We start from the raw sequence: 22,036 nt of genomic DNA, 5'->3' as shown, positions 1-22,036 counted from the left end.
CCGTGACCGAGAACCCGGCGGCCGCAGAACCCACCATGGAGGAGCTGCGAGCCCGCATCAACACCTCGCAGCCGCACACCGCGCGGATCTGGAACTACTGGCTCGGCGGCAAGGACAACTACGAGGTCGACCGCGCCGCCGGTGACCAGATCCGCCAACTCCACCCGGGAATCGGCGAGTACGCCCGCGCCGACCGGCTCTTCCTGGGCCGGGCCGTGCGTCATCTGGTCGCCGACCGGGGCATCCGCCAGTTCCTGGACATCGGCACGGGCCTGCCCACCGCCGACAACACCCATGAGGTGGCCCAGCGGACCGCCCCCGAGTCGCGGATCGTCTACGTCGACAACGACCCGCTGGTCCTGGCCCACGCCCGCGCGCTGCTCACCAGCACCGACGAGGGCCGTACCGACTACCTCGACGAGGATCTGCGCAATGTCGACGCGATCCTCGAACACGCCTCCAGGTCACTGGACTTCAGCAAGCCGGTGGCGCTGATCCTGCTCGGCGTGGTCATCTTCATCGGCGACGACGAGGACCCGTACGGCCTGGTGAAGCGGCTCACGGACGCGTTGCCCGCGGGCAGCCACCTGGTGCTCTCGCACACCATCACCAGCCCGTCGATGCCGGACGTGGACGAGGCCGTGAAGTTCTGGAACGAGCACGGCACCCCGAAGCTGACCCAGCGCACGCCCGAGGCCGTGACCCGCTTCTTCGACGGGCTCGACCTGCTGGAGCCGGGCGTGGTGTCCTGCTCGCGCTGGCGGCCCGAGCGGACGGACGGCGCGGAGCCGGAGGAGGTCGCGATGTTCGGCGGGGTGGCCCGCAAGGCCTGACCGGCTGAACACCCCGGGGACACGGTGCGTATGGAGGGTGGGCGCTCGACTGCGGGAGCGCCCGCGCGGTGTGAACGCCGCGTCCTTGAGGGGTTTTGGAGCCATGCATGGGGCACGCACGACGACGGATCGTCCGGCGAGTGACACGGCTGGCGGCCGTCGGCGGCCTTCTTCTGGGAGGCACCATGGTCGGCAGGGCGGTCGCGAGCGAGCCCGCCCCGCCGAACGCCTCCGTCACGGCCGCGCCCGGTGCCGCCGGGGCGGACCTGGTGGCCCGGCTCGGCGACTCCCGGGCGGCGGGCAGCTGGATCGACGCCGACGGGCGGCCGGTGGTCGCGGTCACCGACTCCCGTGCCGCCGCCGAGGTGCGGAAGGCGGGTGCCACGGCGAAGGTCGTCCCGCACAGCCTCGGCGAGCTGAGGTCGGCGACCACGGCCCTGAACGCGATGCCGGTGGTGGCGGGCACGGCCTGGGCGGTGGACTACCGCGCCAACGAGGTGGTGCTGCGGGCCGACCCCACGGTCTCCGCAGCCGACTGGGGCAAGCTGAAGGACCTGTCGGACGACCTCGGCGCCCCGGTGCGCATGGAGCGCACGGACAGCGTCTTCACCACCCGGCTGAACGGGGCGCGGCCGATCCTGTCCACGGCGGGGCGCTGCTCGGCCGGCTTCAATGTCACGGACGGCCGCTCGGACTTCATCCTGACGGCCGGTCACTGCGGGCCCACCGGCTCGGTGTGGTTCTCCGACGCGCGGGGCAGCCAGGAGGTCGGCCGGACCGTGCGCAACAGCTTCCCCGGCGACGACTACTCGCTGGTGGCGTACGCCGGGGGCCGCGCGGGCGATGGCGCCGACGTGGTGGACGTGGGCGGCGGCCAGGGGGTGCGGATCACGGGCACGGCCGAACCCTCGGTCGGGCAGCGGGTGTTCCGCAGCGGCAGCACCAGCGGCCTGGACGACGGGGTGGTCCGCAACCTCGATGTGACCGTCAACTACCCCGAGGGCAGCGTGAGCGGCCTCATCGAGACGGACGTGTGCGCCGAACCCGGTGACAGCGGCGGCCCGTTGTTCTCCGAGGGCATCGCGCTGGGCATCACCTCGGGCGGCAGCGGCGACTGCACGGTGGGCGGTACGACGTTCTTCCAGCCGGTGACCGAGGCCATGGAGGTGCTGGACGTCCGGCTGATCGGCGCGGGACAGCAGCAGGGCGGCGGCGCGCCCGCGCAGAACGGCGGTTCGGGCCCGGCGGGCACGGGCGCGGTCGCGCCCGGTGGCACCACGCCGGGGGCGTCGGCGCCGGTGAACGGGGTTCAGGCGTCGACGCTGCTGTCGAGGCTGGCCGACCCCAGGAACGTGGGGCCGGGGTTGCTGATCATCGCCGGAAGCCTGGTGGCCCTCGCCGCCACGCGGTTCATCCGCGCGGAACAGGACCGCCAGGCCTATCGCAGGTACTACTCGGCGACCTGGGGGTGAGCGGCGCTCACGCCGCCCGCGTCTGCTGCGGGGCCACGGCGGCCCACTCCATCACGAGCCGCTGGTATTCCTCGCGCTGCTCGATGGTCAGTGTCCCGCCCGCCCGGCGCCACAGCGCCCGGATCTCCTCGTTGACCTCCGCGGCCGATCGCTCGGAAACGGTTTCAACACTGGTGGACATGCTGTGAAGCATACGGCGCCAGTGGTGAAGGCCGTGTGAGTAAGGATGTACAAGCCGGGCATATCGGACCGTGTCGCTGATCACGTCCGAGCGGCCCGGACTTCGAGCGGAATTCAAGTGTCCAGAGGGTGGACGGGGCCCGACCCGCGTGCGGTTCACGGCCCCGACCTGCCCGGCTTCGGCTCAGGTGCCCGGCTTGCGGCCGTACACGAAGACGTCGTCGCCCTTCTTCAGCAGGCCCCAGTACTTCTTGGCTGTGGTCGTCGTCATATTGACGCAGCCGTGCGAGCCCGGCGGGTTCCACATGCTCACCTTCACCGAGTGGAAGGCCTGGCCGCCGTCGAAGAACTGGCTGTAGGGCATGGGGACGTCGTAGATCGACGAGACATGGTCGATGTCACGCCAGTAGATCTTCTTCAGTCCGGTCCGGGTCTCGTAGCCGTTGCGGCCGGTGCGCACCGGCACCGGGCCGTACACGAGCCGGCTGCCGTCCTGGATCCAGCTGATCTGCAGCGTGAGGTTCACACAGGCGATACGGCCCTTGTTCGTCGGGCACCTGCCGTCCTTGTTGGGGTTGTTCCCCACGGCCCGCTGCTTGAGCATGAGGTCCATCACGCCCCAGGTGACGGGGCCCGCGTAGCCGATGTTCGGCTTGATGCCGTGCTTGTCCTGGAAGGCCTTGATCTTCGTGCAGTCGGCGGGCGACTGCACGCCGTCGACCGGAAGTCCGAGGAACTTCTCGACCTTCTTCTGGTAGGGCCCGGTCTGCGTGGTGCAGCTCGCGGCCTGCGCGGGAGCGGCGCCGAGACCGAGGGCGAGCGGCGCCATCAGCGCACCCGCCCCGACGACGGCGGCTCCTCGTCTGCGTATGTCCCCCATGGGTGGTTCCGACCTTCCCGGTACGGCGCACGTGTGCCGTGCGACTCTGTGCCCTAGACCGGCTCCGCCGGCCCGGGGTTGCATCCCCGGGCGTTTCGCAACGAAACGGTGACATGGGCCACCCCCGGCGCGACGGGGACGCGCAGCGGGGACAGGAGCACGGGCGAGGCCCCCACGGCGCCCGCCCACAGCGTCACGCGCACCCCCGCCATCTCGCCGAGCAGCCCCGGCAGTGCGGCCCCGGCGGCGAGCGCGCCGGTGAGCACGGACCGGAAGGTGGCGTTCATCCGGCCGGGCAGTTCGTCCGGCGTCATCCGCCGGCGCAGGCTCACCGAGAGGATGTTCTCCGTGCCGGTCCTGGCCATCGCCGGCACCCGGCCCGCCCCGGCGGCCCACAGCCGGGGCCCGTCCGCGCGGCGAGCGCACCTACCTCGCCGGGGCCCGCGTCGAGCGCGGCCACGGCCACCAGCGGGACGGCCGCATGGCCGACGTTCGTGCCGAGTCGGCTGAGCGTGGTGGCGGTGAAGAGCGTACGGAAGTCACGGACGCGCCAGGGCGAGCCGTGTCGTGTCGGTCAGCGGTAGCCCGTCGTGTCCGCCGGCTTGCCCGGGTCGGAGACCTCGACCAGGTATCGCCAGGCGTCCGGGCGGGTGCCGTCGAGGTCGGTGAAGCCGTAGACCTGGGCGAGACCGCCGCTGGAGAGGGACCGGCCGTTGAAGCGGGCGACCGCCGGGTCGGCGGCGAGCGCGACGACCGCCCGGCCGACGTAGCGCGGGGTCTCGGAGATGGCGAAGTGGGGCACCCGCTCCAGCGCGTCGCGCCAGTTGTCCTCGCGGACGCCGAAATGCTCCAGCATCATCTCCGAGCGCAGCCAGCCCGGGGTGAGCGCGACGGCGGTCGCCCCGCGCGGGCCGAGCTCCTCGCCGAGGGCGAAGCCCATGCGCAGCACGGCCGTCTTCGCCAGGTCGTAGAAGAAGGAGTTGCGGTAGTTCCTGCCGTTGTACTCGGCCGTGCCGTCGGTCATCTCCACGACCAGACCGCCGGGGTGGCGCAGCAGCAGCGGGAGGGCGTGGTGGCTGGTGATCGCGTGCGTGTCGACGGCCAGCCTGAGCATCCGCAGTCCGTTGTCGAGGTCGTGCTCCCAGACCGGCGACTCCCACTCGAAGAGGTTCTCGCCGCCCCAGATGTCGTTCACCAGGACGTCCAGGCGCCCGCGCTCGGTGTCGATGCGCTCGACCAGGGCGCGCACCCGGTCGGCCTCCAGGTGGTCGGTGGGCACGGCGACGCCCTCGCCGCCCGCCTCGGTGACCAGGTCCGCGGTGTCCTCGATGGTCTCGGGACGGTCGTACTCGGAGCGGCGTTCGCGGGTGGTGCGCCCGGTGACGTACACGGTGGCGCCCGCCGCTCCCAGTTCGACGGCGATCCCCCGGCCCGCGCCCCGGGTCGCCCCGGCGACGAGCGCCACCTTGCCCTGCAACGGCTTGTCCATGTCCTTCGGCGGCCTCTCGCTCGTGCTCTCACGTGCTTCGAGACTGCCCGTTCATCCGGACACCTCCTGTCGCCTTTTACGTCGGGTTCACCTGGATGCCGCGGTCGTCAGTGGCCGCGGTCGATCCACTCCTTCAGGTGCGGGGCCTCGGCTCCGATGGTCGTGGCGTCGCCGTGGCCGGTGAGCACCTTCGTCTCGGGCGGCAGGGTCAGCAGCCGGTCGCGGATGGAGTCGATGATCGTCGGGAAGTGCGACCAGGAGCGCCCGGTCGCGCCCGGTCCGCCCTGGAAGAGGGTGTCCCCGGTGAACACCGCGCCGAGGCCGGGGTCGTACAGGCACACCGCGCCGGGTGCGTGGCCCGGGGTGTGCAGCACCCTGAGGTCGGCGCCCGCGGCCTCGATGACCTGGCCGTCGCGCAGCCAGGCGTCCGGCTCGCGCTCCGGGTGGGTCTGGCGCCACAGCGGCAGGTCGTCGGCGTGCAGCCAGATCGTGGCGCCGGTGCGCTCGGCGAGGGCGGGCGCGGCGCCGATGTGGTCGTTGTGGGCGTGGGTGCACACGATGGCCGTCAGCCTGCGGGAGCCGACGGCCGCGGCGATGGCGTCGACGTCGTGGGCGGCGTCGACGACGACGACCTCGTGGTCGTCGCCGACCAGCCAGACGTTGTTGTCGACATCCCAGGTGCCGCCGTCCAGCGTGAACTGGCCCGAGGTCACCAGGCGTTCGATGCGCGGGGCGGTCACAGCACCACCACCGAGCGCAGCACGTCGCCCTGGTGCATCCGCTCGAACGCCTTCTCCACCTCGTCGAGTCCGATGGTCTCGGTGACGAACGCGCCCAGGTCCAGGCGGCCCTGGCGGTGCAGATCGATCAGCATGGGGAAGTCGCGCGAGGGCAGACAGTCGCCGTACCAGGAGGACTTGAGGGACCCGCCGCGTCCGAAGACGTCCAGCAGGGGCAGTTCGAGCTTCATCTCCGGCGTGGGTACGCCGACCAGGACGACGGTGCCGGCCAGGTCGCGGGCGTAGAAGGCCTGGCGGTAGGTCTCGGGGCGGCCGACCGCCTCGATGACGACGTCGGCGCCGAACCCGCCGGTCAGCTCCCGGATCGCCTCGACGGCGTCGGTGTCCTTGGAGTTGACGGTGTGGGTGGCGCCCAGCGAGCGCGCCTTGTCGAGCTTGCGGCCGTCGATGTCGACGGCGATGACCTTCGCCGCTCCGGCCAGGTTCGCGCCCGCGACGGCGGCGCAGCCGACGCCGCCGCAGCCGATCACGGCGACCGTGTCGCCCCGGCCGACGTGGCCGGTGTTGAGCGCGGCGCCGATGCCCGCCATGACCCCGCAGCCCAGCAGGCCGGCGACGGCCGGGGAGACGTCCGGGTCGACCTTGGTGCACTGGCCCGCGTGGACCAGGGTCTTCTCGGCGAACGCGCCGATGCCGAGCGCCGGGGAGAGTTCCCGGCCGTCGGTGAGGGTCATGCGCTGCTTCGCGTTGTGGGTGTCGAAGCAGTACCAGGGACGGCCGCGCAGACAGGCCCGGCAACGTCCGCACACCGCACGCCAGTTGAGGATCACGAAGTCGCCGGGCGCCACGTCCTCGACGCCGTCGCCCACCGACTCCACGACGCCCGCGGCCTCGTGGCCGAGCAGGAAGGGGAACTCGTCGCTGATTCCACCCTGTTTGTAGTGCAGGTCCGTGTGACAGACGCCGCAGGCCTGGATCCGCACCACGGCCTCGCCGGGGCCCGGGTCGGGCACGACGATCGTCTCCACTCGGACCGGCTCGTCCTTGCCGGGTGCGATCACGCCGCGTACTTCCTGCGCCATGGCTGCTGGGTCCCCTTCCGTCTGCGGACGCTGTGTCCCTGCGCCCGACCCTACGCGCGAATCGCCACTGCGGAAGCGGACGGCGGACACAACACGCCCGGCCGCGTCGGGACGCGGCCGGGCGGGCGGGAGGCTCGGTGTGCGGTGCCGGGATCAGTACTCGAGGCCGGGCAGCAGCCCGGTGACCGGGGCGGCCAGGTCGGTGACCTGCTGGAGCTGGCTGAGGTCGTTCAGCCGGCTCAGCTGCCGCACCTGGTCGGACGGCCGCGGGAGCGTCTCCTGGTGCTGCTCGGGGATGTCGCTGACGGCGAGCGAGTCCAGGGTGCTGAGCGGGCTCAGCTTGCCGTCGGGCTGGGCGACCGCGTCCGCCGCGCTCGCCGCGGGCGCGGCGATGGCGGTGACCCCGGCGGCGAGGCACGCGGCGGCGAGAATACGACGAGGAGAGATCATGCCCTCAGCAACGCCCGTCGCCCGCGCCGGACACGGTCCGCGGCCGCCACTCACCCGTCAGGCGGAGACCGGCCCCGGTGCCCTCGTTCACCCGTGCGGTGCGCATCCCGCCGCCGTACGGTACGGATCCCGCCTCCGTACGGTACGGATCCCGCCGCGCTTGCCGGTCCCCGTGGACCGGAGGACGCTCTTACTGAGGCCGCGGCGCCCGTCGCCAGCCGGATCGCGCGCGCCTCGAAGGAGGTCATCATGGGCACCAGCACGAGCCCCGCCTTCAGCGCCGACACACTGCGCCGGGGTCTGGAAGGCCAGTCGGCGGACGGCCTGATGTCGCTCTACGCCGACGACGCGGAACTACGGGTCGTCGACCGCAACACCCAGCCCAGCCATCCCATGGTCATGCACGGCCGCGACGAGATCGAAGCCATGCTCAACGACGTCTACAGCCGGGACATGACGCACAAGATGGAGGAGTGCATCGTCCAGGGCGACCGGGCCGCCTACAGCGAGTCGTGTCTGTACCCGGACGGTGTCCGGGTGCTCTCCGAGTCGATGATCCGGCTGCGGGACGGCAAGATCGTCGAGCAGACCATGATCCAGGCATGGGACGAATAGCGCCCCGCCTGCCGCTCATCCGGTTCAGCACCCGGATGAGCTGGAGCTTCTCGGCGCGCGCGGGGCTGGCACCGGCCCCCGCGCGCCGGGCCCGCCGCTCCGGGCCGGCCGCCGTGGCGCGGCGGCAGATGGCCGTGGCCGCGCTGCGGACCCTGCTGCGCCGCGCCCGGCCGCACCCGCTCGCCGCCGTCCGGTCCTCCCGCGCGCCCCGTCCGCTCCCCTCGGCCCGGCCCCTGCGCCGGGGCCGGCCGAGGTGACCGGGTGGGCCGAGGTCACCGGTCGGCCGAGGTCACCGGGGCCGGCGCCGCGAGCGGCGGAGGCCTCGGTTAGGCTGGCCGTGGACCGTGACTGGCGCTGAGGTGGAGCACCACCGGGGAGCGGCCCTCATCCACTGACATGCCGTGCGCCTGGGCGACGAGATCGATCGACCCAGGAGTGGATCATGGCTCAGGCACGCCTCATGGACGGCACCGCGCTCGCCCGCACCCTCGTCGAGGAGACCGGCAGACGCGCCGCGGACCTCACCGCCCGCACCGGCACCGCACCGTGTCTGGCGACGGTGCTCGTCGGCGCCGACCCGGCCTCCGTCACCTACGTCCGGATGAAGCAGAACCGCTGCCGCACGGCGGGGATCGCCTCGCGGCACGTCGAGCTGCCCGCGACGACCACCACCGGGGAACTGGTCGCCACGCTGCGGGAACTGTCCGCCGATCCGGCCGTGCACGGCATCCTGCTCCAGCACCCGATGGGCGAACACATCGACGAGCGGGCCGCGTTCGAGGCCATCGCGCCGGAGAAGGACGTCGACGGCGTCACCTTCGCCTCCTTCGCCACGATGAGCTTCGGCCTGCCCGGCTTCGTGTCCTGCACGCCCGGCGGCATCATGCGGCTGCTCGACGCGTACGACGTCGACCCGTCCGGCAAGCGCGCCGTGGTGGTGGGCCGCAGCGCCATCCTCGGCAAGCCGGCCGGCATGCTGCTGCTCGCCCGGGACGCGACGGTGACCTACTGCCACTCCCGGACCCGGGATCTGTCCGCTGCCGTGAGCGAGGCGGACATCGTGGTCGCCGCGGTGGGCCGGGCACGGCTGATCAAGGGCCAGGACATCAAGCCCGGCGCGGTCGTGATCGACGCGGGCTACAACGCGGGCAACGTCGGTGACGTCGACTTCGACTCGGCCGTCGAGCGGGCCGCGCTGATCACGCCCGTGCCCGGCGGCGTCGGTCCGATGACCATCGCCACGCTGCTGGAGCAGACGGTGGACGCGGCCGCCCGGCAGCTCGGCGTGGCCAGGTAGCCGGATCCGGCGCGTCCGGGCCGGGCTGCCGTTGGGCGGGCCGCGAGGTGGGCATACTCCCCCCGTGCGAGTCGCGATCATGACAGCGGGTTCCCGGGGCGACGTGGCCCCGTTCACCGGTCTCGGGCACGGTCTGGTGCGCGCCGGTCACGAGGTGACCCTGGTGACCCACGCGAGGTTCGAGCCGCTGGTGGCCGGGTCCGGGGTGCGCTTCCACGGGCTGCCGGTCGATCCGAAGGACGAACTGGAGTCCCCCCGCGGACGGAGACTGCACCGCAGTACGACGGGCGCGGGGAAGCTGCTGCGGATGGCGTCGATGGCCCGGGCCGTGATGGGCCGGATGACGGAGGACCTGGTGGCCGCCGCGCGCGCCGCCGACGTGCTGTTGCTGGCCGCGCCGGTCGCCCCGCTGGGCGTGGCCGTGGCCGAGGGCCTCGCGCTGCCGAGTCTGGGCCTGAACCTCCAGCCGATGGCCCCCACCCGGGAGTTCGGGCCGCCGCTGCTGGGCGACCGTTCCCTCGGCGGTGTCGCCAACCGGGTCGCCGGGCACGGCGTGAACGCCGCCGTGGAGCAGGTCTTCGCGACCGTCGTGCCCGGCGTACGGGCCGGGCTGGGACTGTCCGCCGTCCGCGCCGGTGCCCTGCGCCGGGAGCGGGAGCGGCGGGGCTGGCCGGTGCAGCACGGCTACAGCCCGCTGGTGGTGCCCCGCCCGCGCGACTGGCGGCCCGGCCTGGACATCGCCGGATACTGGTGGCCGTACGACGGCCGGTCCCGACTCCCCGGCGCGGTGCGGGAGTTCCTCGCCGCCGGGCCGCCGCCGGTGTTCGTCGGGCTGGGCAGCGCGACGGTGCCCGACCCGGACGGGCTGAGCGCGCTGATCGTGCGGGCGCTGCGCCGGGCGGGGCTGCGCGGGGTGATCCAGCGGGGCTGGGGCGGGCTCGCGGCGGACGGGGACGACATGCTGACCGTCGGGGAGGCAGCGCACTCCCTGCTCTTCCCGCACATGGCGGCCGTCGTGCATCACGCGGGCGCGGGCACCACCGCGGCCGGGCTGCGGGCCGGGGTGCCGGCCGTGCCGGTGCCGGTGCAGTTCGACGAGTCCTTCTGGGCGGCCCGGCTGGTCGCCCTGGGCGTGGCCCCGTGCGCGCTGCCCCTGCGCCGGGTGACGGAGGGCGCGCTCGCCGCCGCGCTCGGCCGTGCCGTGTCGCTCCCGGCGTACCGCACCCGGGCGGCGGCGCTCGGGGCGCGGCTGCGCGAGGAGGACGGGGTGGCGCCGGTGGTGGCGGCGCTGGACCGGCTCGGCGGCTGAGCGCGCGCCCGGCTCAGGAGTCCCCCTCCAACGGCCGCAGTATGGAAAGCAGTTGGCGGACGAGTTCGTCGACCACCTCGTCGAGCGTCGCGTCCACCCAGCCCGCGCTCCAGTCGTGGAGAAGCCCGTTCACGCTGCCGATGAACGCGGCGGCGGCGAGGCGGTGGTCGCTGCGGGTGGCCTCGCCCCGGGTGACGGCTGCGGCCGCCTCGTCGCAGATGAGGTCGACCCAGCGCGAGCGGCGGGCGAGCCGCTGTTCCTCCAGGCGCGGGCTGACCCCGATGATCTCGACGAAGGTGATGCGGATGCGGCGCGGGTCGGCGGTGACGTTCCCGGCGTAGGCCCGGAAGATCGCGTCGGCGCGTTCGCCGAGCGGCCTGCCCTCCGTCGCCGTGGCCGCCGCCAGCACGGCCTCCTCCGCCCAGCCGTTGACCTGGAGATGCAGGTCGGCGAGGACGTCCTCGAGGGTGCGGAACTCCTCGTAGAACTGGCGGGTCGAGAGTCCCGCGGCCTCGCTGAGCGCGGCGACGGTCGTGGCGCGGTAGCCCGGGGTGTCGCCGAACAGCTGGAGCGCCGCGTCCAGGAAACGCCGGCGCCGCTCGGCCTGGCGTTCCTGGGCGGACCTGCCGCCGTAGCGCCCGGTCGGCCCTCTGAGCCTGCCCGTCACCGTGCCTCCCCGTGGTCCGCCCGCGCCGAACCCCGATTTTGTCGTGCACGGAGTCTTGTGGAGAAGGGCACCCCTTCCTTACTTTCCAGTAAGTCACTCTGAACGACGCTGTATTCAGACTGCCCCCACCCCCGAGGAGAGTGCAGCCATGTCTGCCTTCCGCTCCCGGCACCTGTGCACCGTCGCCGCCGCCCTCGCCCTGGCGGCCTGTCTCCCCGCCGCCTCGGCGTCCGCCGACTCCCCCGACGACGCGCTGCGCGAGGTGATGTTCGTCGGCAACAACTGGGACGGCACCGCCGATGTCATCGGCTCCTCCGGCGACTTCGCGAGGATCGGCCGGGTGAACGTCGTGCCGGACAAGGACCGGCGCATGGCGGAGATCAACGCCGATCCGATCAAGTGGATCTACTTCATGGCCATCCGCAACGGAGTCGGCGAGGGCCACGACCAGTTCGTCGACGACATGTACGCCACCCCGGACGGCCGCTCGATGGTGGTCTCCCGGCCCAGCTTCGCCGACGTGGTCTCCATCGACCTGGCCACCGGCGTCGTCAACTGGCGCTTCGCGGTGTCGGGTTACCGCGCCGACCACATGGCGGTCTCCCCCGACGGCACTCGGGTCGCGGTGTCCGCCTCGACCTCCGACACCGTCCACGTCCTGGACGTCGTCACCGGCGCGCAGCTCGGCTCCTTCGGCACCGGCGACAAGCCGCACGAGAACGTCTTCAGCCGGGACGGCCGGCACCTCTGGAACATGTCCATCGGCGACGTGAACACCGCCCTGGACGCCCCCTGGCTGGACTGGACGAAGGGCGACCGCCGTATCACCGTCGTCGACACCACGACCTTCCGCCAGGTCAGGGTGATCGACATGCGCCAGCGCCTGGACGCGGCCGGGCTCGGCGAGTACTCCGACGCGGTGCGGCCGGCCGCGTTCAGCCCCGACGAGTCCAGGCTGTACTTCCAGGTGTCGTTCTTCAACGGCTTCTTCGAGTACGACGTGGCGAGCGACCGGATCACCCGGACCAAGGTCCTGCCGAAGAACCCCGCGACCAGCGAGGACCGCACCACCTGGGTCAACGACTCGCGCCACCACGGCCTTTCGGTGAGCCCCGACGGCTCCAAGCTCTGTGTCGCGGGCACGATGGACGACTACGCCACGGTCGTCGACCGCGCCACCCTCCAGGAGGGCCCGCTGATCACCGCGTCCAAGCCCTACTGGGCCACGGTCAGCGGCGACGGCCGGTCGTGCGTGGTCTCCGAGAGCGGCGCCGACCAGGTCACCGCCATCGACTTCGCCACCGGCCGCAAGACGGTCTCGGTACCGGTCGGCGACCATCCGCAACGCGTCCGCCTCGCACACGTACGGGCCGACTGGACCGGCACACGAAAGGGCTGAGGCCGTGCCCAGGGCGTGTTCGCGACACGCCCTGGGCGGACGGCTTCCTTACGTCAGCAGCCGACGAACTCGTGGGACGCGTTCTCGTTCTTCAACGTGGCGTTCAGATTCGCCCAGCTGTAGCGCGGGATGAACTGCCGGGCGCCCCGCTGGCCGGTGTTGTAGTAGATCCACACATCGCAACGGGTCTTGTTGCGCACGGAGGCCGCGTTGTTCCACACCTCACTGCCGCTACCGTTGCAGATGTTCAGGCCGCCGCTGCCGTCCTTGGAACAGATGAAGCTCTCACCGGCATAGCTGAGCAGGTCGCCGCTGACGTCGAACATGGCGCCGTAGAGGTTGGAGTTGTAGTACAGGCACACCTCCTCCTTGTCGCACCAGCCGTCCCTGTTCACGGTCGCCAGCGGCGACGCCGCCGCGCCGTTCGCCGTCACGAGATTCCCGCCGAGTACCGCGAGAGCCGCGGCCGCGACCGTGGCGATGCGCTTGAGTGACATGTCGTTCCCCCTGGGATTCACACTGATGATCCAATTCGGCCGAGGCGAGTTTAAGTCAGGTTTAAGTCAGGCGGCCCCCGCGGCCGAACGCGTTGATCGGCGCCCGCCGGGCGGGACCGGCGGGGGTCCGGCCCGGCCCCCGCGCAACGCGCCTGGGGAGTCGGTGCGGGCGGGGGTGCCAAGATGGAACGTGTGCCCGGAGCGTCATGTCCTCGACGGAGCGACCCGGGGGAGGGAACCGTTCCTTCCGGGGCCACGGCGCCGGATCGAAGGAGCCCCTCGGTGCGTGAGATTCTCCCGGCGCTGAACGGCTGGTGGTCGGCCGGCAGCCCGTTCGGGCTGGCCACGGTGGTGGCGGTCAGCCGCAGCGCTCCCCGCGATCCGGGCGCCGCGATGGCGGTCGGCCCGGACGGCGAGGTGCTCGGCAGCGTGTCGGGCGGCTGCGTGGAGGGCGCGGTCCACGAACTGGCCCAGGAGTCCCTGGCCGACGGGCGGGCCCGGCTGGAGACCTTCGGCTACAGCGACGAGGACGCCTTCGCCGTCGGTCTGACCTGCGGAGGTGAGATCACCGTGCTGGTGCGGCCCGTGACGCCCGAACGGGACCCGGCCTTCGGCGCGGTCGCCGAGTCGGTGGCGGCGGGCCGGCCGGTCACCACGGCCACGGTGACCGACGGCCCCGCGGCGCGCGGGGCGGTGCTCGCGGTGTGGCCGGACGAGGTCCGGGGCACCCTCGGCGCGCCCGGCCTGGACGCCGCCGTCACCGCCGACGCGCGCGGCGAACTCGCCCTCGGCGCCACGGGGGTACGGCACTACGGCCCGCACGGAGAGCGCCGCGAGGACGCCGTGTCGGTGTTCCTGCACTCCTACGCGCCGCCGCCGCGGATGCTGGTGTTCGGGGCCATCGACTACGCGGCTGCGGTCGCCCGAATCGGTGACTTCCTCGGCTACCGGGTGACCGTGTGCGACGCCCGCCCGGTCTTCGCGACGCCCCGCCGCTTCCCGCCGGGCACGGAGGTCGTCGTGGACTGGCCGCACCGCTATTTGCGCGGCGCCGAGACGGACGGGCGCACGGTGATCTGCGTGCTCACCCACGACCCCAAGTTCGACGTGCCGCTGCTCCGGGAGGCACTGCGCCGGCCCGCCGCCTACATCGGGGCGATGGGCAGCCGCCGCACCCACGACGAACGCCGGGCGCGCCTGGTCGAGGCGGGGCTCGACGGGGCCGAGCTGGCCCGGCTGCGCTCTCCGATCGGGCTCGACCTGGGCGCCCGTACGCCAGAGGAGGTGGCGGTGTCCGTGGCCGCGGAGATCGTGGCCCTGAGATGGGGCGGCAGCGGCGGTCCGCTGACCGGGACGGAGGGGGCCGTACACCCTCCGTCACCCTTCGAAGATTCTTCCTCCCCGAAGGCGTAAACCAGGACAAATCGGGTAGTCGCCGGTCCACGGGGATGAACGTGTCCCCGGTGCGACCCAGCGGGAAGGAGGTCTGTGACAGACAGCCCACACTCGCAGCGCGCGGGCCGTTCCCGGCAGACCGGGACGGCCCGCCCTCCCATGGCGCCCCCGCCGTCCCCGCTCAGCGCGGCGGCAGCCGGTGCAGCACCACGTCCGTGAGCACCCCGTCGGCGGCCGACGCGGTCAGGTAGGTGCAGTGCGGCTGCCTGCGCCGGTCCGTGGGCGAGCCCGGGTTGAGCAGCCGCAGGCCGGTGGCCGCGGTGCTGTCCCAGGGGATGTGACTGTGTCCGAAGACCAGCACGTCCAGCCCGGGGAACCGGGCCGCGCAGCGCGCCTCCCTGCCCCGCGCCGGACCCGTCTCGTGGACCACACCGAAGCGCAGACCGCCGAGCTCGGCGTACGCGATCTCGGGCAGCCGCGCCCTGAGGGCGTCCCCGTCGTTGTTTCCGTAGACGCCGACCAGGCGGCGGCCGCGGTGCTCCAGCAGGTCGAGCGTGGCCGTGTCCACCCAGTCGCCGGCGTGCAGCACGACGTCCGCGAGCGGCAGTTCGGCGAGCAACTGTTCGGGCAACTCCCTTGCCCGGAGCGGGATGTGGGTGTCCGACATCAGAAGCAGACGCATGCGGTCAGCGTAGGCGCGCGGCGATCGCCGGAGCGACGAGCGGGATAAGATCGGGCAACGCGTGGCAATCCTCGACGCGAACGGCAGACGACCCAGGGGGCCAGGAGGCCATGCCGGTGAAGGTCAGTGTCATCGTTCCGGTCTACAACCCCGGACGCTACATCGAAGACTGCGTCGGCTCTCTTCTGCGCCAGTCGCTCCCCGACGACGAATACGAAGTGATCTTCGTCGACGACGGCTCCACCGACGACACGCCGGCCCGGCTCGACGCGCTCGCCGCCGAGCACCCCCATGTGCACGTCTTCCACCAGGAGAACTCCGGCTGGTCGGGCAAGCCGCGCAACGTCGGGATCGACGCCGCCAAGGGCGAGTACGTGATGTTCGTCGACAACGACGACTACCTCGGCGACCAGGCGCTGGAGCGGATGTACGAGTACGGCGTCGCCAACGCGGCGGACGTGGTGGTCGGCAAGATGGCCGGCAAGAACCGCGGGGTGCCGGTGGAGCTGTTCCGCCGCAACCACCCGCGCGCCACCGTCGCGAACGCCCCGCTGATCGACAGCCTCACCCCGCACAAGATGCTCCGCAAGGCCTTCCTGGACCGCACGAACCTGCGCTTCCCGGAGGGCCGGCGCCGCCTGGAGGACCATGTCTTCGTCACCGAGGCGTATCTGCGCGCGGAGAACGTCTCGGTGCTCAGCGACTACGTCTGCTACTACCACGTACGCCGTGACGACGCCTCCAACGCGGGCTTCCAGCGCTTCGACCCGGCCGGCTACTTCGGCAATCTGCGCGAGGCGCTCGACGTGGTCGAGCGGTACACCGAGCCGGGCCCGCTGCGCGACCGGCTGTACCGGCGCTGGCTGCGCAACGAGATGGTCGAACGGCTGCGCGGCAAGCGGCTCCTGACGGCGCCCGAGGACTTCCGCAAGGACCTCTTCCAGGAGATCCACAAGGTCGTCGTCGAACGGTTCGGCCCCGAGGTCGCGGCCGGACTCCCGGCCACCCAGCGGTACGTCGCCAAGCTGGCGGAGCAGGGCCGGTACGGCGACACGCTGGCCTTCGCCGAGTGGGAGGCGGCCATCGGGGTGAAGTCGGTCCCCGAGCGGGTCGAGTGGCAGGACGGGGCCCTGCGAATCGTGTTCTCCGCGCAGCTCGCCCTGCACGGCGAGCCCATGACCTTCCCGGCCGGTGCCGGGACTCCGGGGGCCGAGCCGCCGGAGAGCGTGCGGGACGCGATCGACTGGCTGGGCGCGGAGGCGGTGACCCGGTTCGGCAAGAGCTCGCTGGACCTGGTGTTCAAGGAACGCTCCAGCGCCGCCCCGCACTTCCAGCCCGTCCGGGTCGACCACGAGACCGTCCCCGCGGGCGACGGTCGGGTGCGCCTGGTGCTGCGCTCGACGGCGGTCGTCGACCCCGCGACCGCGGCCGGGGACACCCCGCTCACGGCCGGGCTGTGGGACGCGGTCGCGCGGCTGAAGCTGGCCGGCTGGACCAAGGAGGTGCGGCTCGGCCCCGCGCCGAAGGGCGAGCGCTCCCTGCCGCCCGCCGGGGTGGCCGCGGGCCATGTGGTGCTGCCGTACTGGACCGAGCCGCACCGGAACCTCTCGCTGGACGTGGACAAGGCCGCCAAGCGGCTCGGGCTCGCCAGGATCGCGAAGGACCAGGTCACCGTGGTGGACGGCCGGCTGAGCGCGCCGCTGCCGCTCTATGTGCCCGCGGCCACCGAGGTGGCGGTGCGGCTGACGTCCCCGGCGTCGCCGACCCCGGTCGAGGTGCCCGGCACCCTGGCGCCCGACCCGTCCGGCGGCGGCTCCCTGCTGACGGCCGCGCTCTCCGCGGGCCTGCTGGCCGACGGTGTCTGGCGGGCCGCGTTCGTCCCGGTGCCGGGCGCACCGGCCCGGCACGGGCTGCCGATCGAACTGCGGTCCCGGTCGGGGCGCGTCGACCTGGTGCGCGCCGCCGGGCCGGGTCTCGCCGGACGGGTGGCACGCAAGGTACGAGGACTGTTCGGGGCGGGGAGGTAGCGATGCGTTCTCTCGGCATCGAGGGCGCCTGGATCCTGGAGCCCAAGGTGTTCCCGGACGACCGGGGCAGCTTCCACGAGTGGTTCCGGGGCAGCGAGTTCGCCGAGGCGGCCGGCCATGACCTGTCCCTCGCCCAGGCCAACTGCTCGGTCTCGCGGCGGGGCGTGCTGCGCGGGGTGCACTTCGCCGACACGCCGCCCGGCCAGGCCAAGTACGTCACCTGTGTGCGGGGCGCGGTGCTGGACGTGGTCGTCGATCTGCGGGTCGGCTCGCCCACGTTCGGGCAGTGGGAGGCGGTCCGCCTGGACGAGGACACCCGGCACGCGGTGTACGTCTCCGAGGGCCTCGGACACGCCTTCATGGCGCTCACCGACGACGCGACGGTCATCTACCTGTGCTCGACGGGCTACGCCCCGGAGCGCGAGCACGGCGTGCACCCGCTGGACGCCGGCCTGGGCATCGAGTGGCCGCGGGGCATCGAGCCGGTGCTGTCGCCGAAGGACGCCGAGGCACCGTCCCTGGCCGAGGCGCGGGAGGCCGGGCTCCTCCCCGGCTACGAGGCCTGCCGTGCCCACTACGAGCGGCTGCGCGCGGGCGGCCGGCCACTGGACGACTGACCCGCCAGGCAAAGGAACGGGCCGTCAGCCCCGAAGGCCGACGGCCCGTTCCTCGTGTGCGTCTCAGCCGCCGACCGCGTACTCCGCGAGCGCGCGGCGCAGCGGCGGCAGGCCCCGCGAGCGTCCCGCGCCGATGTTGCGGGCGCGCACCAGCGGGCGCCAGAACCCGGCCGACAGCAGCGTCTCGGGCCGTACCGCCGGCACCCGCTCCAGGATGGTCTCGGGCACCTTCTGCGGGTCGGGCACCTCGAACTCGGCGATGATCTCGTCGTACTTGTCCTTCAGGACGGTGTTCGACGGGTCCGCCCCGAAGACCACCAGCTGCCCGGTGGGCTCGGTGTCGACCAGGACGGTCACCAGGTCGGGCCGGTGCCGGTTCAGGATCTCGACCAGCTTGTAGACGTCCCCGGTCCAGGCGTTGGTGTGCCGGTCGCGGGCGGCCTCGTCGACGCTGCGGGGCAGCATGTCGTCGAAGACGATGACGCTCGCCCAGTCCGAGTGCTTCTCGACGTTGATGAAGTCGCGCAGGGCGTACTCGAACAGGTGCATGCCGTCGATGAAGGACAGGTCGAGCGTGGTGCGCTTCCAGTAGCCGACCGGGCTGCGGCCCCTGGCGAGGTTGCGCAGCGGATGGCGGCCGCCCCTGAGGTGCGCGAGGGGGTTCTCACGGGCGAAGAAGTCGTCGCTGGTGGCCTTCACCAGGTGGACGTCGCACTTGATTTCCGTGACGACCTTGAAGGCGGGGTCGATCGCGATGCTGGGCACGCGCGACAGCTTCAGACTGCGGCCGTCGTTGACGCCGATCTCCAGGTAGTTGCGGTTCGCGGTGACCTTGTGCAGGTCGCGCAGGAACTCATGGCGTTTCACGAAGGGGACTCCTTGCGGATGAGGGGTAGTGCCTCGTGCAGGGCGTCGCGCCAGGCGCGCGGCGGGGGCAGGCCGGCCTCCTGCCATCGGTCGTGCGCGAGGACGCTGTACGCGGGGCGGGGCGCGGGCCGGGGGTAGGCCGCGCTGCTGGTGGGGCGCACCCGGTCGGGGTCGGCGCCGACGCCGCCGAAGACCGCGCGGGCCAGGTCGTACCAGGTGGCCTCGCCGGCCGAGGTGGCGTGGAAGACGCCGTGCAGGCCGGGGCCGATCAGGGGGCCGAGCGCGGCGAGGCACTCGGCCACGTCGGCGCTCCAGGTGGGCTGGCCGCGCTGGTCGTCGACGACGTCGACGGTGTCGCGGGAGGCCTCGAGGCCGAGCATCGTGCGCACGAAGCTGCGGCCGTGGACGCCGTAGAGCCAGGCGGTGCGCACGACGGCGGAGCCTTCGGGCAGTTCGGCGAGGACCGCCTGCTCGCCCGCGAGCTTGCTGCGGCCGTACGCGGTGCGCGGGGCGGGCGCGTGGTCCTCCGGGTAGGGCGCCGTGCGGGTCTCGCCGGAGAAGACGTAGTCGGTGGAGACGTGCAGCAGGCGGGCGCCGGTGGCGGCGCAGGCGCGGGCCAGGTTGCGGGGGCCGTCGCCGTTGACGCGCAGGGCCTGTGCCTCGTGGCTCTCGGCGTCGTCGACGGCGGTGTAGGCGGCGCAGTTGACCACCAGGTCGGGGCGGTGCGCGGCGAACGCCTCCTCGACCGACGCGGGGAGGGTGATGTCGAGGGCGGTGCGGTCGAGGCCGGTGACCTGCTCGCCGCGCCGGGTGAGGGCGGCGACGGTGTCCCGGCCGAGCATGCCGCCGGCGCCGGTGACCAGCCAGTTCATCGGCGCTCCTTGAGCGGCTCCCACCAGCCGCGGTGGTCGCGGTACCAGTCGACGGTGGCGGCGAGGCCGCTCGTGAAGTCGTGGCGGGGCCGGTAGCCGAGTTCGGTGCGGGCCTTGGTCCAGTCGACGCTGTAGCGCAGGTCGTGGCCCTTGCGGTCGGGCACGTGCTCGACCATGTCCCAGCCGGCCCCGCAGGCGTCCAGGAGCAGTCCGGTGAGCTCCTTGTTGGTGAGCTCGGTGCCGCCGCCGATGTTGTAGACCTCGCCGGGCCGGCCCGCCGTGCGCACCAGGTCCACGCCGAGGCAGTGGTCCTCGACGTGCAGCCAGTCGCGCACGTTGAGGCCCTCGCCGTACAGCGGCACCTTCAGGCCGTCGAGCAGGTTGGTGACGAACAGCGGTACGACCTTCTCGGGGAACTGGTGCGGGCCGTAGTTGTTGGAGCAGCGGGTCACGCGCACGTCGAGGCCGTGGGTGCGGTGGTAGGCCAGGGCGAGCAGGTCGGAGGAGGCCTTGGAGGCGGAGTAGGGGGAGTTGGGGCTCAGCGGGTGGGTCTCGGGCCAGGAGCCGGTGTCGATCGAGCCGTACACCTCGTCGGTGGAGACGTGCACGAACGGGCCGACGCCGTGCCGCAGGGCCGCGTCCAGCAGGGTCTGGGTACCCAGCACATTGGTGCGCACGAACTCGGCGGCGCCCTCGATGGAGCGGTCCACATGGGACTCGGCCGCGAAGTGCACGACCTGGTCGCTCTCGCCGGTCAGCTTGTCGACGAGCGCGGCGTCGCAGATGTCGCCGCGCACGAACCTCAGCCGGGGGTGTTCGTCCGGCAGGTTGGTGAGGGTGCCCGCGTAGGTGAGTTTGTCCAGCACGGTGATGTGCGGGGCGTCCGGGCCGTCGTCCGCCAGCAGGGTGCGGACGTATGTCGAGCCGATGAATCCGGCGGCGCCGGTGACGAGGAGGTTCATTAAGTGATCTGCACCTTGCTCAAGCTGGCACCTTGCTCGGTACGGGGTCGCGCACCTGCTCAGGTATGGATCTGGACCTTGCTGTGGTCGCCCAGGACGAGCCGGTGGGCGCTGGGCACGCTGGGCGCCGGGGTGACCTCGACATGGCGCCCGATCAGCGAGTTCTCGATCCGGCCGACGCCGTCGATCGAGGAGTCGCGCAGCACGATCGAGAACTCCAGCTCGCTGTCCGTGATGCGGCAGTTCTCGGCGACGGAGGTGAACGGGCCGACGTAGGAGGCGGTGACGACCGTGCCGGCGCCGATCACGACGGGGCCGACGATGCGGGAGCCGACCACGCGGGCGCCCCTCTCGATCACGACCCGGCCGACGGTCTCGGAGGTGTCGTCGACCTCGCCGTCGATCCGCCGCTCAAGGCCCTCCAGGACAGTGCGGTTGACCTCCAGCATGTCGACGACGTTGCCGGTGTCCTTCCAGTAGCCGTGGATCACGGTGGAGCGGACGTCGGCGCCGTCGTCGAGCAGGTGCTGGATGGCGTGGGTGATCTCCAACTCGCCGCGCCAGGACGGGCCGATGGCGCGCACGGCGTCGTGGATGGCCGGGGTGAACAGGTACACGCCGACCAGGGCGAGATCGCTCTTGGGGTTCTCCGGCTTCTCCTCGAGGCCGACGACCTGCCCGTCGGCGCCGAGCTCGGCCACACCGAAGGCGCGCGGGTCGGGGACGTGGGTGAGCAGGATCTGCGCGTCGGGCCGGCTGCGCCGGAACTCCTCGACGAGGCCCGTGATGCCGCCGACGATGAAGTTGTCGCCGAGGTACATCACGAAGTCGTCGTCGCCGAGGTAGTCCCGGGCGATGAGCACCGCGTGGGCGAGCCCGAGGGGGCGTTCCTGGGGGATGTAGGTGATGTCGAGGCCGAACTTCGAGCCGTCGCCCACCGCCTCCTGGATCTCCTCGGCGGTGTCGCCCACGACGACTCCGACTTCGGTGATCCCCGCCGCGGCGATCGACTCCAGGCCGTAGAACAGCACGGCTTTGTTCGCGACCGGAACGAGTTGCTTGGCCGAGGTGTGGGTGATCGGCCTCAACCGTGTTCCGGCGCCTCCGGACAGCACGAGTGCCTTCATCTGCTTCACCATAGCGGGGATCTTGCGGACCGGCGGTCGCTTGCCGTACTTCCTCCGTACTCCCCCGTCTACCCGTTTGTTCGCCTCTCGGTGTCCCCACCTGTCACGGACAGGCGGGGACACCGTCCAGCAGATAGGTGTTGGTCATCCCGGCGCGGTGGTCGGGCAGGCAGGACCGGACGTCGTTGGTGCAGCCGTCGGAGGTGACGCGCTCGGCGTGCCTCTGGCAGCGGACCCGGACGCCGGTCGGCCCGGGTCGGCGGCCGGCCTGCCGACCCCTCCCCGGTGTCGTCCCGCCCGGCACGCGGCCCACTCGAAAGAGGCAACGGGGAGCGGCCGGGAAACCCTCACCCGGGAGAGTGATGTGACGGGTGAGGAGGCCGGACGCAGGAGTGGCGCGGGTCGGCCGGGACCTCCGGCAGGAGCGGTCCGCGGGCGTCCTCGCCGAGCGTCCCGCGCAGCGGGCAGATCCGGGCGAGCCTGGCGGCCGGCTCGAGGTCCCCAGCCGTACGGTGCCGTCGTTGCCGACGCTGGCCGGCGTCCGGCCCCCGGGCACGGACTCGATGCCCCACACCGT

Annotated in this window: 25 protein-coding genes and 1 riboswitch; of the genes, 10 read left to right on the top strand and 15 right to left on the bottom strand. The window is 72.5% G+C overall.

Annotated features, from left to right (window positions below; translation table 11 throughout):
• The first annotated feature begins 2 nt into the window (after positions 1-2).
• Entirely contained in the window at positions 3-833 is an 831-nt protein-coding gene (locus ACFYR0_RS08670; protein WP_389323427.1) for an SAM-dependent methyltransferase, read from the top strand.
• 107 nt (positions 834-940) lie between these two features.
• The gene (locus ACFYR0_RS08665; RefSeq protein ID WP_389323424.1) at positions 941-2,305 is read left to right on the top strand and encodes a S1 family peptidase; all 1,365 of its coding nucleotides are present in this window, start codon (positions 941-943) and stop codon (positions 2,303-2,305) included.
• 7 nt (positions 2,306-2,312) lie between these two features.
• Here ACFYR0_RS08665 and ACFYR0_RS08660 read toward each other — a convergent pair whose 3' ends face one another.
• From ACFYR0_RS08660 to ACFYR0_RS08630, 7 genes are all read right to left on the bottom strand, one after another.
• On the bottom strand, positions 2,313-2,498 hold the full coding sequence (locus ACFYR0_RS08660; protein WP_389323421.1) for a hypothetical protein: 186 nt from the start codon (positions 2,496-2,498) through the stop codon (positions 2,313-2,315).
• Positions 2,499-2,669: 171 nt separating this feature from the next.
• On the bottom strand, positions 2,670-3,365 hold the full coding sequence (locus tag ACFYR0_RS08655; protein ID WP_389323418.1) for a L,D-transpeptidase family protein: 696 nt from the start codon (positions 3,363-3,365) through the stop codon (positions 2,670-2,672).
• Positions 3,366-3,418: 53 nt separating this feature from the next.
• Complete coding sequence (locus ACFYR0_RS08650) at positions 3,419-3,730, bottom strand: hypothetical protein (protein WP_389323415.1); 312 nt, start codon at positions 3,728-3,730, stop codon at positions 3,419-3,421.
• Positions 3,731-3,939: 209 nt separating this feature from the next.
• Positions 3,940-4,854: an SDR family oxidoreductase gene (locus tag ACFYR0_RS08645; RefSeq protein ID WP_389323412.1), complete on the bottom strand. Its 915-nt coding sequence runs from the start codon at positions 4,852-4,854 to the stop codon at positions 3,940-3,942.
• Positions 4,855-4,961: 107 nt separating this feature from the next.
• On the bottom strand, positions 4,962-5,594 hold the full coding sequence (locus tag ACFYR0_RS08640; protein ID WP_389323409.1) for an MBL fold metallo-hydrolase: 633 nt from the start codon (positions 5,592-5,594) through the stop codon (positions 4,962-4,964).
• Positions 5,591-6,676, bottom strand: coding sequence for an S-(hydroxymethyl)mycothiol dehydrogenase (locus tag ACFYR0_RS08635; RefSeq protein WP_389323406.1), 1,086 nt, complete (start codon positions 6,674-6,676; stop codon positions 5,591-5,593). The genes ACFYR0_RS08640 and ACFYR0_RS08635 overlap by 4 nt, the downstream gene beginning before the upstream one ends.
• 153 nt (positions 6,677-6,829) lie before the next feature.
• Positions 6,830-7,126, bottom strand: a complete 297-nt coding sequence (locus tag ACFYR0_RS08630; protein ID WP_389323403.1) for a hypothetical protein — start codon at positions 7,124-7,126, stop codon at positions 6,830-6,832.
• Positions 7,127-7,375: 249 nt separating this feature from the next.
• Here ACFYR0_RS08630 and ACFYR0_RS08625 point away from each other — a divergent pair, with 249 nt between their 5' ends.
• From ACFYR0_RS08625 to ACFYR0_RS08610, 4 genes are all read left to right on the top strand, one after another.
• On the top strand, positions 7,376-7,741 hold the full coding sequence (locus ACFYR0_RS08625; RefSeq protein ID WP_389323399.1) for a nuclear transport factor 2 family protein: 366 nt from the start codon (positions 7,376-7,378) through the stop codon (positions 7,739-7,741).
• Positions 7,729-7,998, top strand: coding sequence for a hypothetical protein (locus tag ACFYR0_RS08620; protein WP_389323396.1), 270 nt, complete (start codon positions 7,729-7,731; stop codon positions 7,996-7,998). The genes ACFYR0_RS08625 and ACFYR0_RS08620 overlap by 13 nt, the downstream gene beginning before the upstream one ends.
• A 77-nt stretch (positions 7,999-8,075) precedes the next feature.
• Positions 8,076-8,161: riboswitch (ZMP/ZTP riboswitch) on the top strand.
• A gap of 22 nt (positions 8,162-8,183) precedes the next feature.
• On the top strand, positions 8,184-9,038 hold the full coding sequence (locus tag ACFYR0_RS08615) for a bifunctional 5,10-methylenetetrahydrofolate dehydrogenase/5,10-methenyltetrahydrofolate cyclohydrolase (RefSeq protein ID WP_389323393.1): 855 nt from the start codon (positions 8,184-8,186) through the stop codon (positions 9,036-9,038).
• 79 nt (positions 9,039-9,117) lie between these two features.
• The gene (locus tag ACFYR0_RS08610) at positions 9,118-10,347 is read left to right on the top strand and encodes a glycosyltransferase (protein ID WP_389323770.1); all 1,230 of its coding nucleotides are present in this window, start codon (positions 9,118-9,120) and stop codon (positions 10,345-10,347) included.
• 13 nt (positions 10,348-10,360) lie between these two features.
• On the opposite strand, the gene ACFYR0_RS08605 is transcribed toward ACFYR0_RS08610, so the two are convergent.
• Positions 10,361-11,014, bottom strand: coding sequence for a TetR/AcrR family transcriptional regulator (locus ACFYR0_RS08605; RefSeq protein WP_389323390.1), 654 nt, complete (start codon positions 11,012-11,014; stop codon positions 10,361-10,363).
• Positions 11,015-11,162: 148 nt separating this feature from the next.
• Between ACFYR0_RS08605 and ACFYR0_RS08600 the strand changes: the two genes are divergently transcribed.
• Positions 11,163-12,413, top strand: coding sequence for a YncE family protein (locus ACFYR0_RS08600; protein ID WP_389323387.1), 1,251 nt, complete (start codon positions 11,163-11,165; stop codon positions 12,411-12,413).
• 53 nt (positions 12,414-12,466) lie between these two features.
• On the opposite strand, the gene ACFYR0_RS08595 is transcribed toward ACFYR0_RS08600, so the two are convergent.
• The gene (locus ACFYR0_RS08595) at positions 12,467-12,910 is read right to left on the bottom strand and encodes a peptidase inhibitor family I36 protein (protein ID WP_389323384.1); all 444 of its coding nucleotides are present in this window, start codon (positions 12,908-12,910) and stop codon (positions 12,467-12,469) included.
• 282 nt (positions 12,911-13,192) lie between these two features.
• On the opposite strand from ACFYR0_RS08595, the gene ACFYR0_RS08590 reads away from it, so the two are divergent.
• Positions 13,193-14,323, top strand: a complete 1,131-nt coding sequence (locus ACFYR0_RS08590; protein WP_389323381.1) for an XdhC family protein — start codon at positions 13,193-13,195, stop codon at positions 14,321-14,323.
• A 163-nt stretch (positions 14,324-14,486) separates the two neighbouring features.
• On the opposite strand, the gene ACFYR0_RS08585 is transcribed toward ACFYR0_RS08590, so the two are convergent.
• Positions 14,487-14,987: a metallophosphoesterase family protein gene (locus ACFYR0_RS08585; RefSeq protein ID WP_389323378.1), complete on the bottom strand. Its 501-nt coding sequence runs from the start codon at positions 14,985-14,987 to the stop codon at positions 14,487-14,489.
• A gap of 110 nt (positions 14,988-15,097) precedes the next feature.
• Between ACFYR0_RS08585 and ACFYR0_RS08580 the strand changes: the two genes are divergently transcribed.
• Both ACFYR0_RS08580 and rfbC read left to right on the top strand, forming a co-directional pair.
• Entirely contained in the window at positions 15,098-17,014 is a 1,917-nt protein-coding gene (locus ACFYR0_RS08580; protein ID WP_389323375.1) for a glycosyltransferase family 2 protein, read from the top strand.
• Positions 17,015-17,016: 2 nt separating this feature from the next.
• Positions 17,017-17,631 carry a dTDP-4-dehydrorhamnose 3,5-epimerase gene (gene rfbC, locus ACFYR0_RS08575; RefSeq protein WP_389323372.1) on the top strand — a complete coding sequence of 205 codons (615 nt, stop codon included), beginning with the start codon at positions 17,017-17,019 and terminating at the stop codon, positions 17,629-17,631.
• Between the two features lie 63 nt (positions 17,632-17,694).
• Here the strand turns inward: rfbC and ACFYR0_RS08570 are convergent, their stop codons facing one another.
• The 5 genes from ACFYR0_RS08570 to ACFYR0_RS08550 all read right to left on the bottom strand — a co-directional run bounded on the left by ACFYR0_RS08570 (position 17,695) and on the right by ACFYR0_RS08550 (position 21,763).
• A complete protein-coding gene (locus tag ACFYR0_RS08570; RefSeq protein ID WP_389323369.1) occupies positions 17,695-18,498 on the bottom strand; it encodes a class I SAM-dependent methyltransferase in 804 nt (267 codons plus the stop codon).
• Complete coding sequence (gene rfbD, locus ACFYR0_RS08565; RefSeq protein ID WP_389323366.1) at positions 18,495-19,370, bottom strand: dTDP-4-dehydrorhamnose reductase; 876 nt, start codon at positions 19,368-19,370, stop codon at positions 18,495-18,497. Before rfbD ends, ACFYR0_RS08570 begins: the two co-directional genes overlap by 4 nt.
• The gene (gene rfbB / locus ACFYR0_RS08560) at positions 19,367-20,332 is read right to left on the bottom strand and encodes a dTDP-glucose 4,6-dehydratase (protein ID WP_389323363.1); all 966 of its coding nucleotides are present in this window, start codon (positions 20,330-20,332) and stop codon (positions 19,367-19,369) included. The genes rfbD and rfbB overlap by 4 nt, the downstream gene beginning before the upstream one ends.
• Before the next feature lie 59 nt (positions 20,333-20,391).
• Entirely contained in the window at positions 20,392-21,459 is a 1,068-nt protein-coding gene (locus ACFYR0_RS08555) for a glucose-1-phosphate thymidylyltransferase (RefSeq protein WP_389323768.1), read from the bottom strand.
• A 103-nt stretch (positions 21,460-21,562) separates the two neighbouring features.
• Complete coding sequence (locus ACFYR0_RS08550) at positions 21,563-21,763, bottom strand: hypothetical protein (RefSeq protein ID WP_389323788.1); 201 nt, start codon at positions 21,761-21,763, stop codon at positions 21,563-21,565.
• Between the last annotated feature and the right edge of the window lie 273 nt (positions 21,764-22,036).

Origin of the sequence: Streptomyces sp. NPDC005017 (genome assembly GCF_042873115.1) — a bacterium.
Taxonomy (GTDB): domain Bacteria; phylum Actinomycetota; class Actinomycetes; order Streptomycetales; family Streptomycetaceae; genus Streptomyces.
This window is presented reverse-complemented; position numbering and strand designations above follow the sequence as displayed.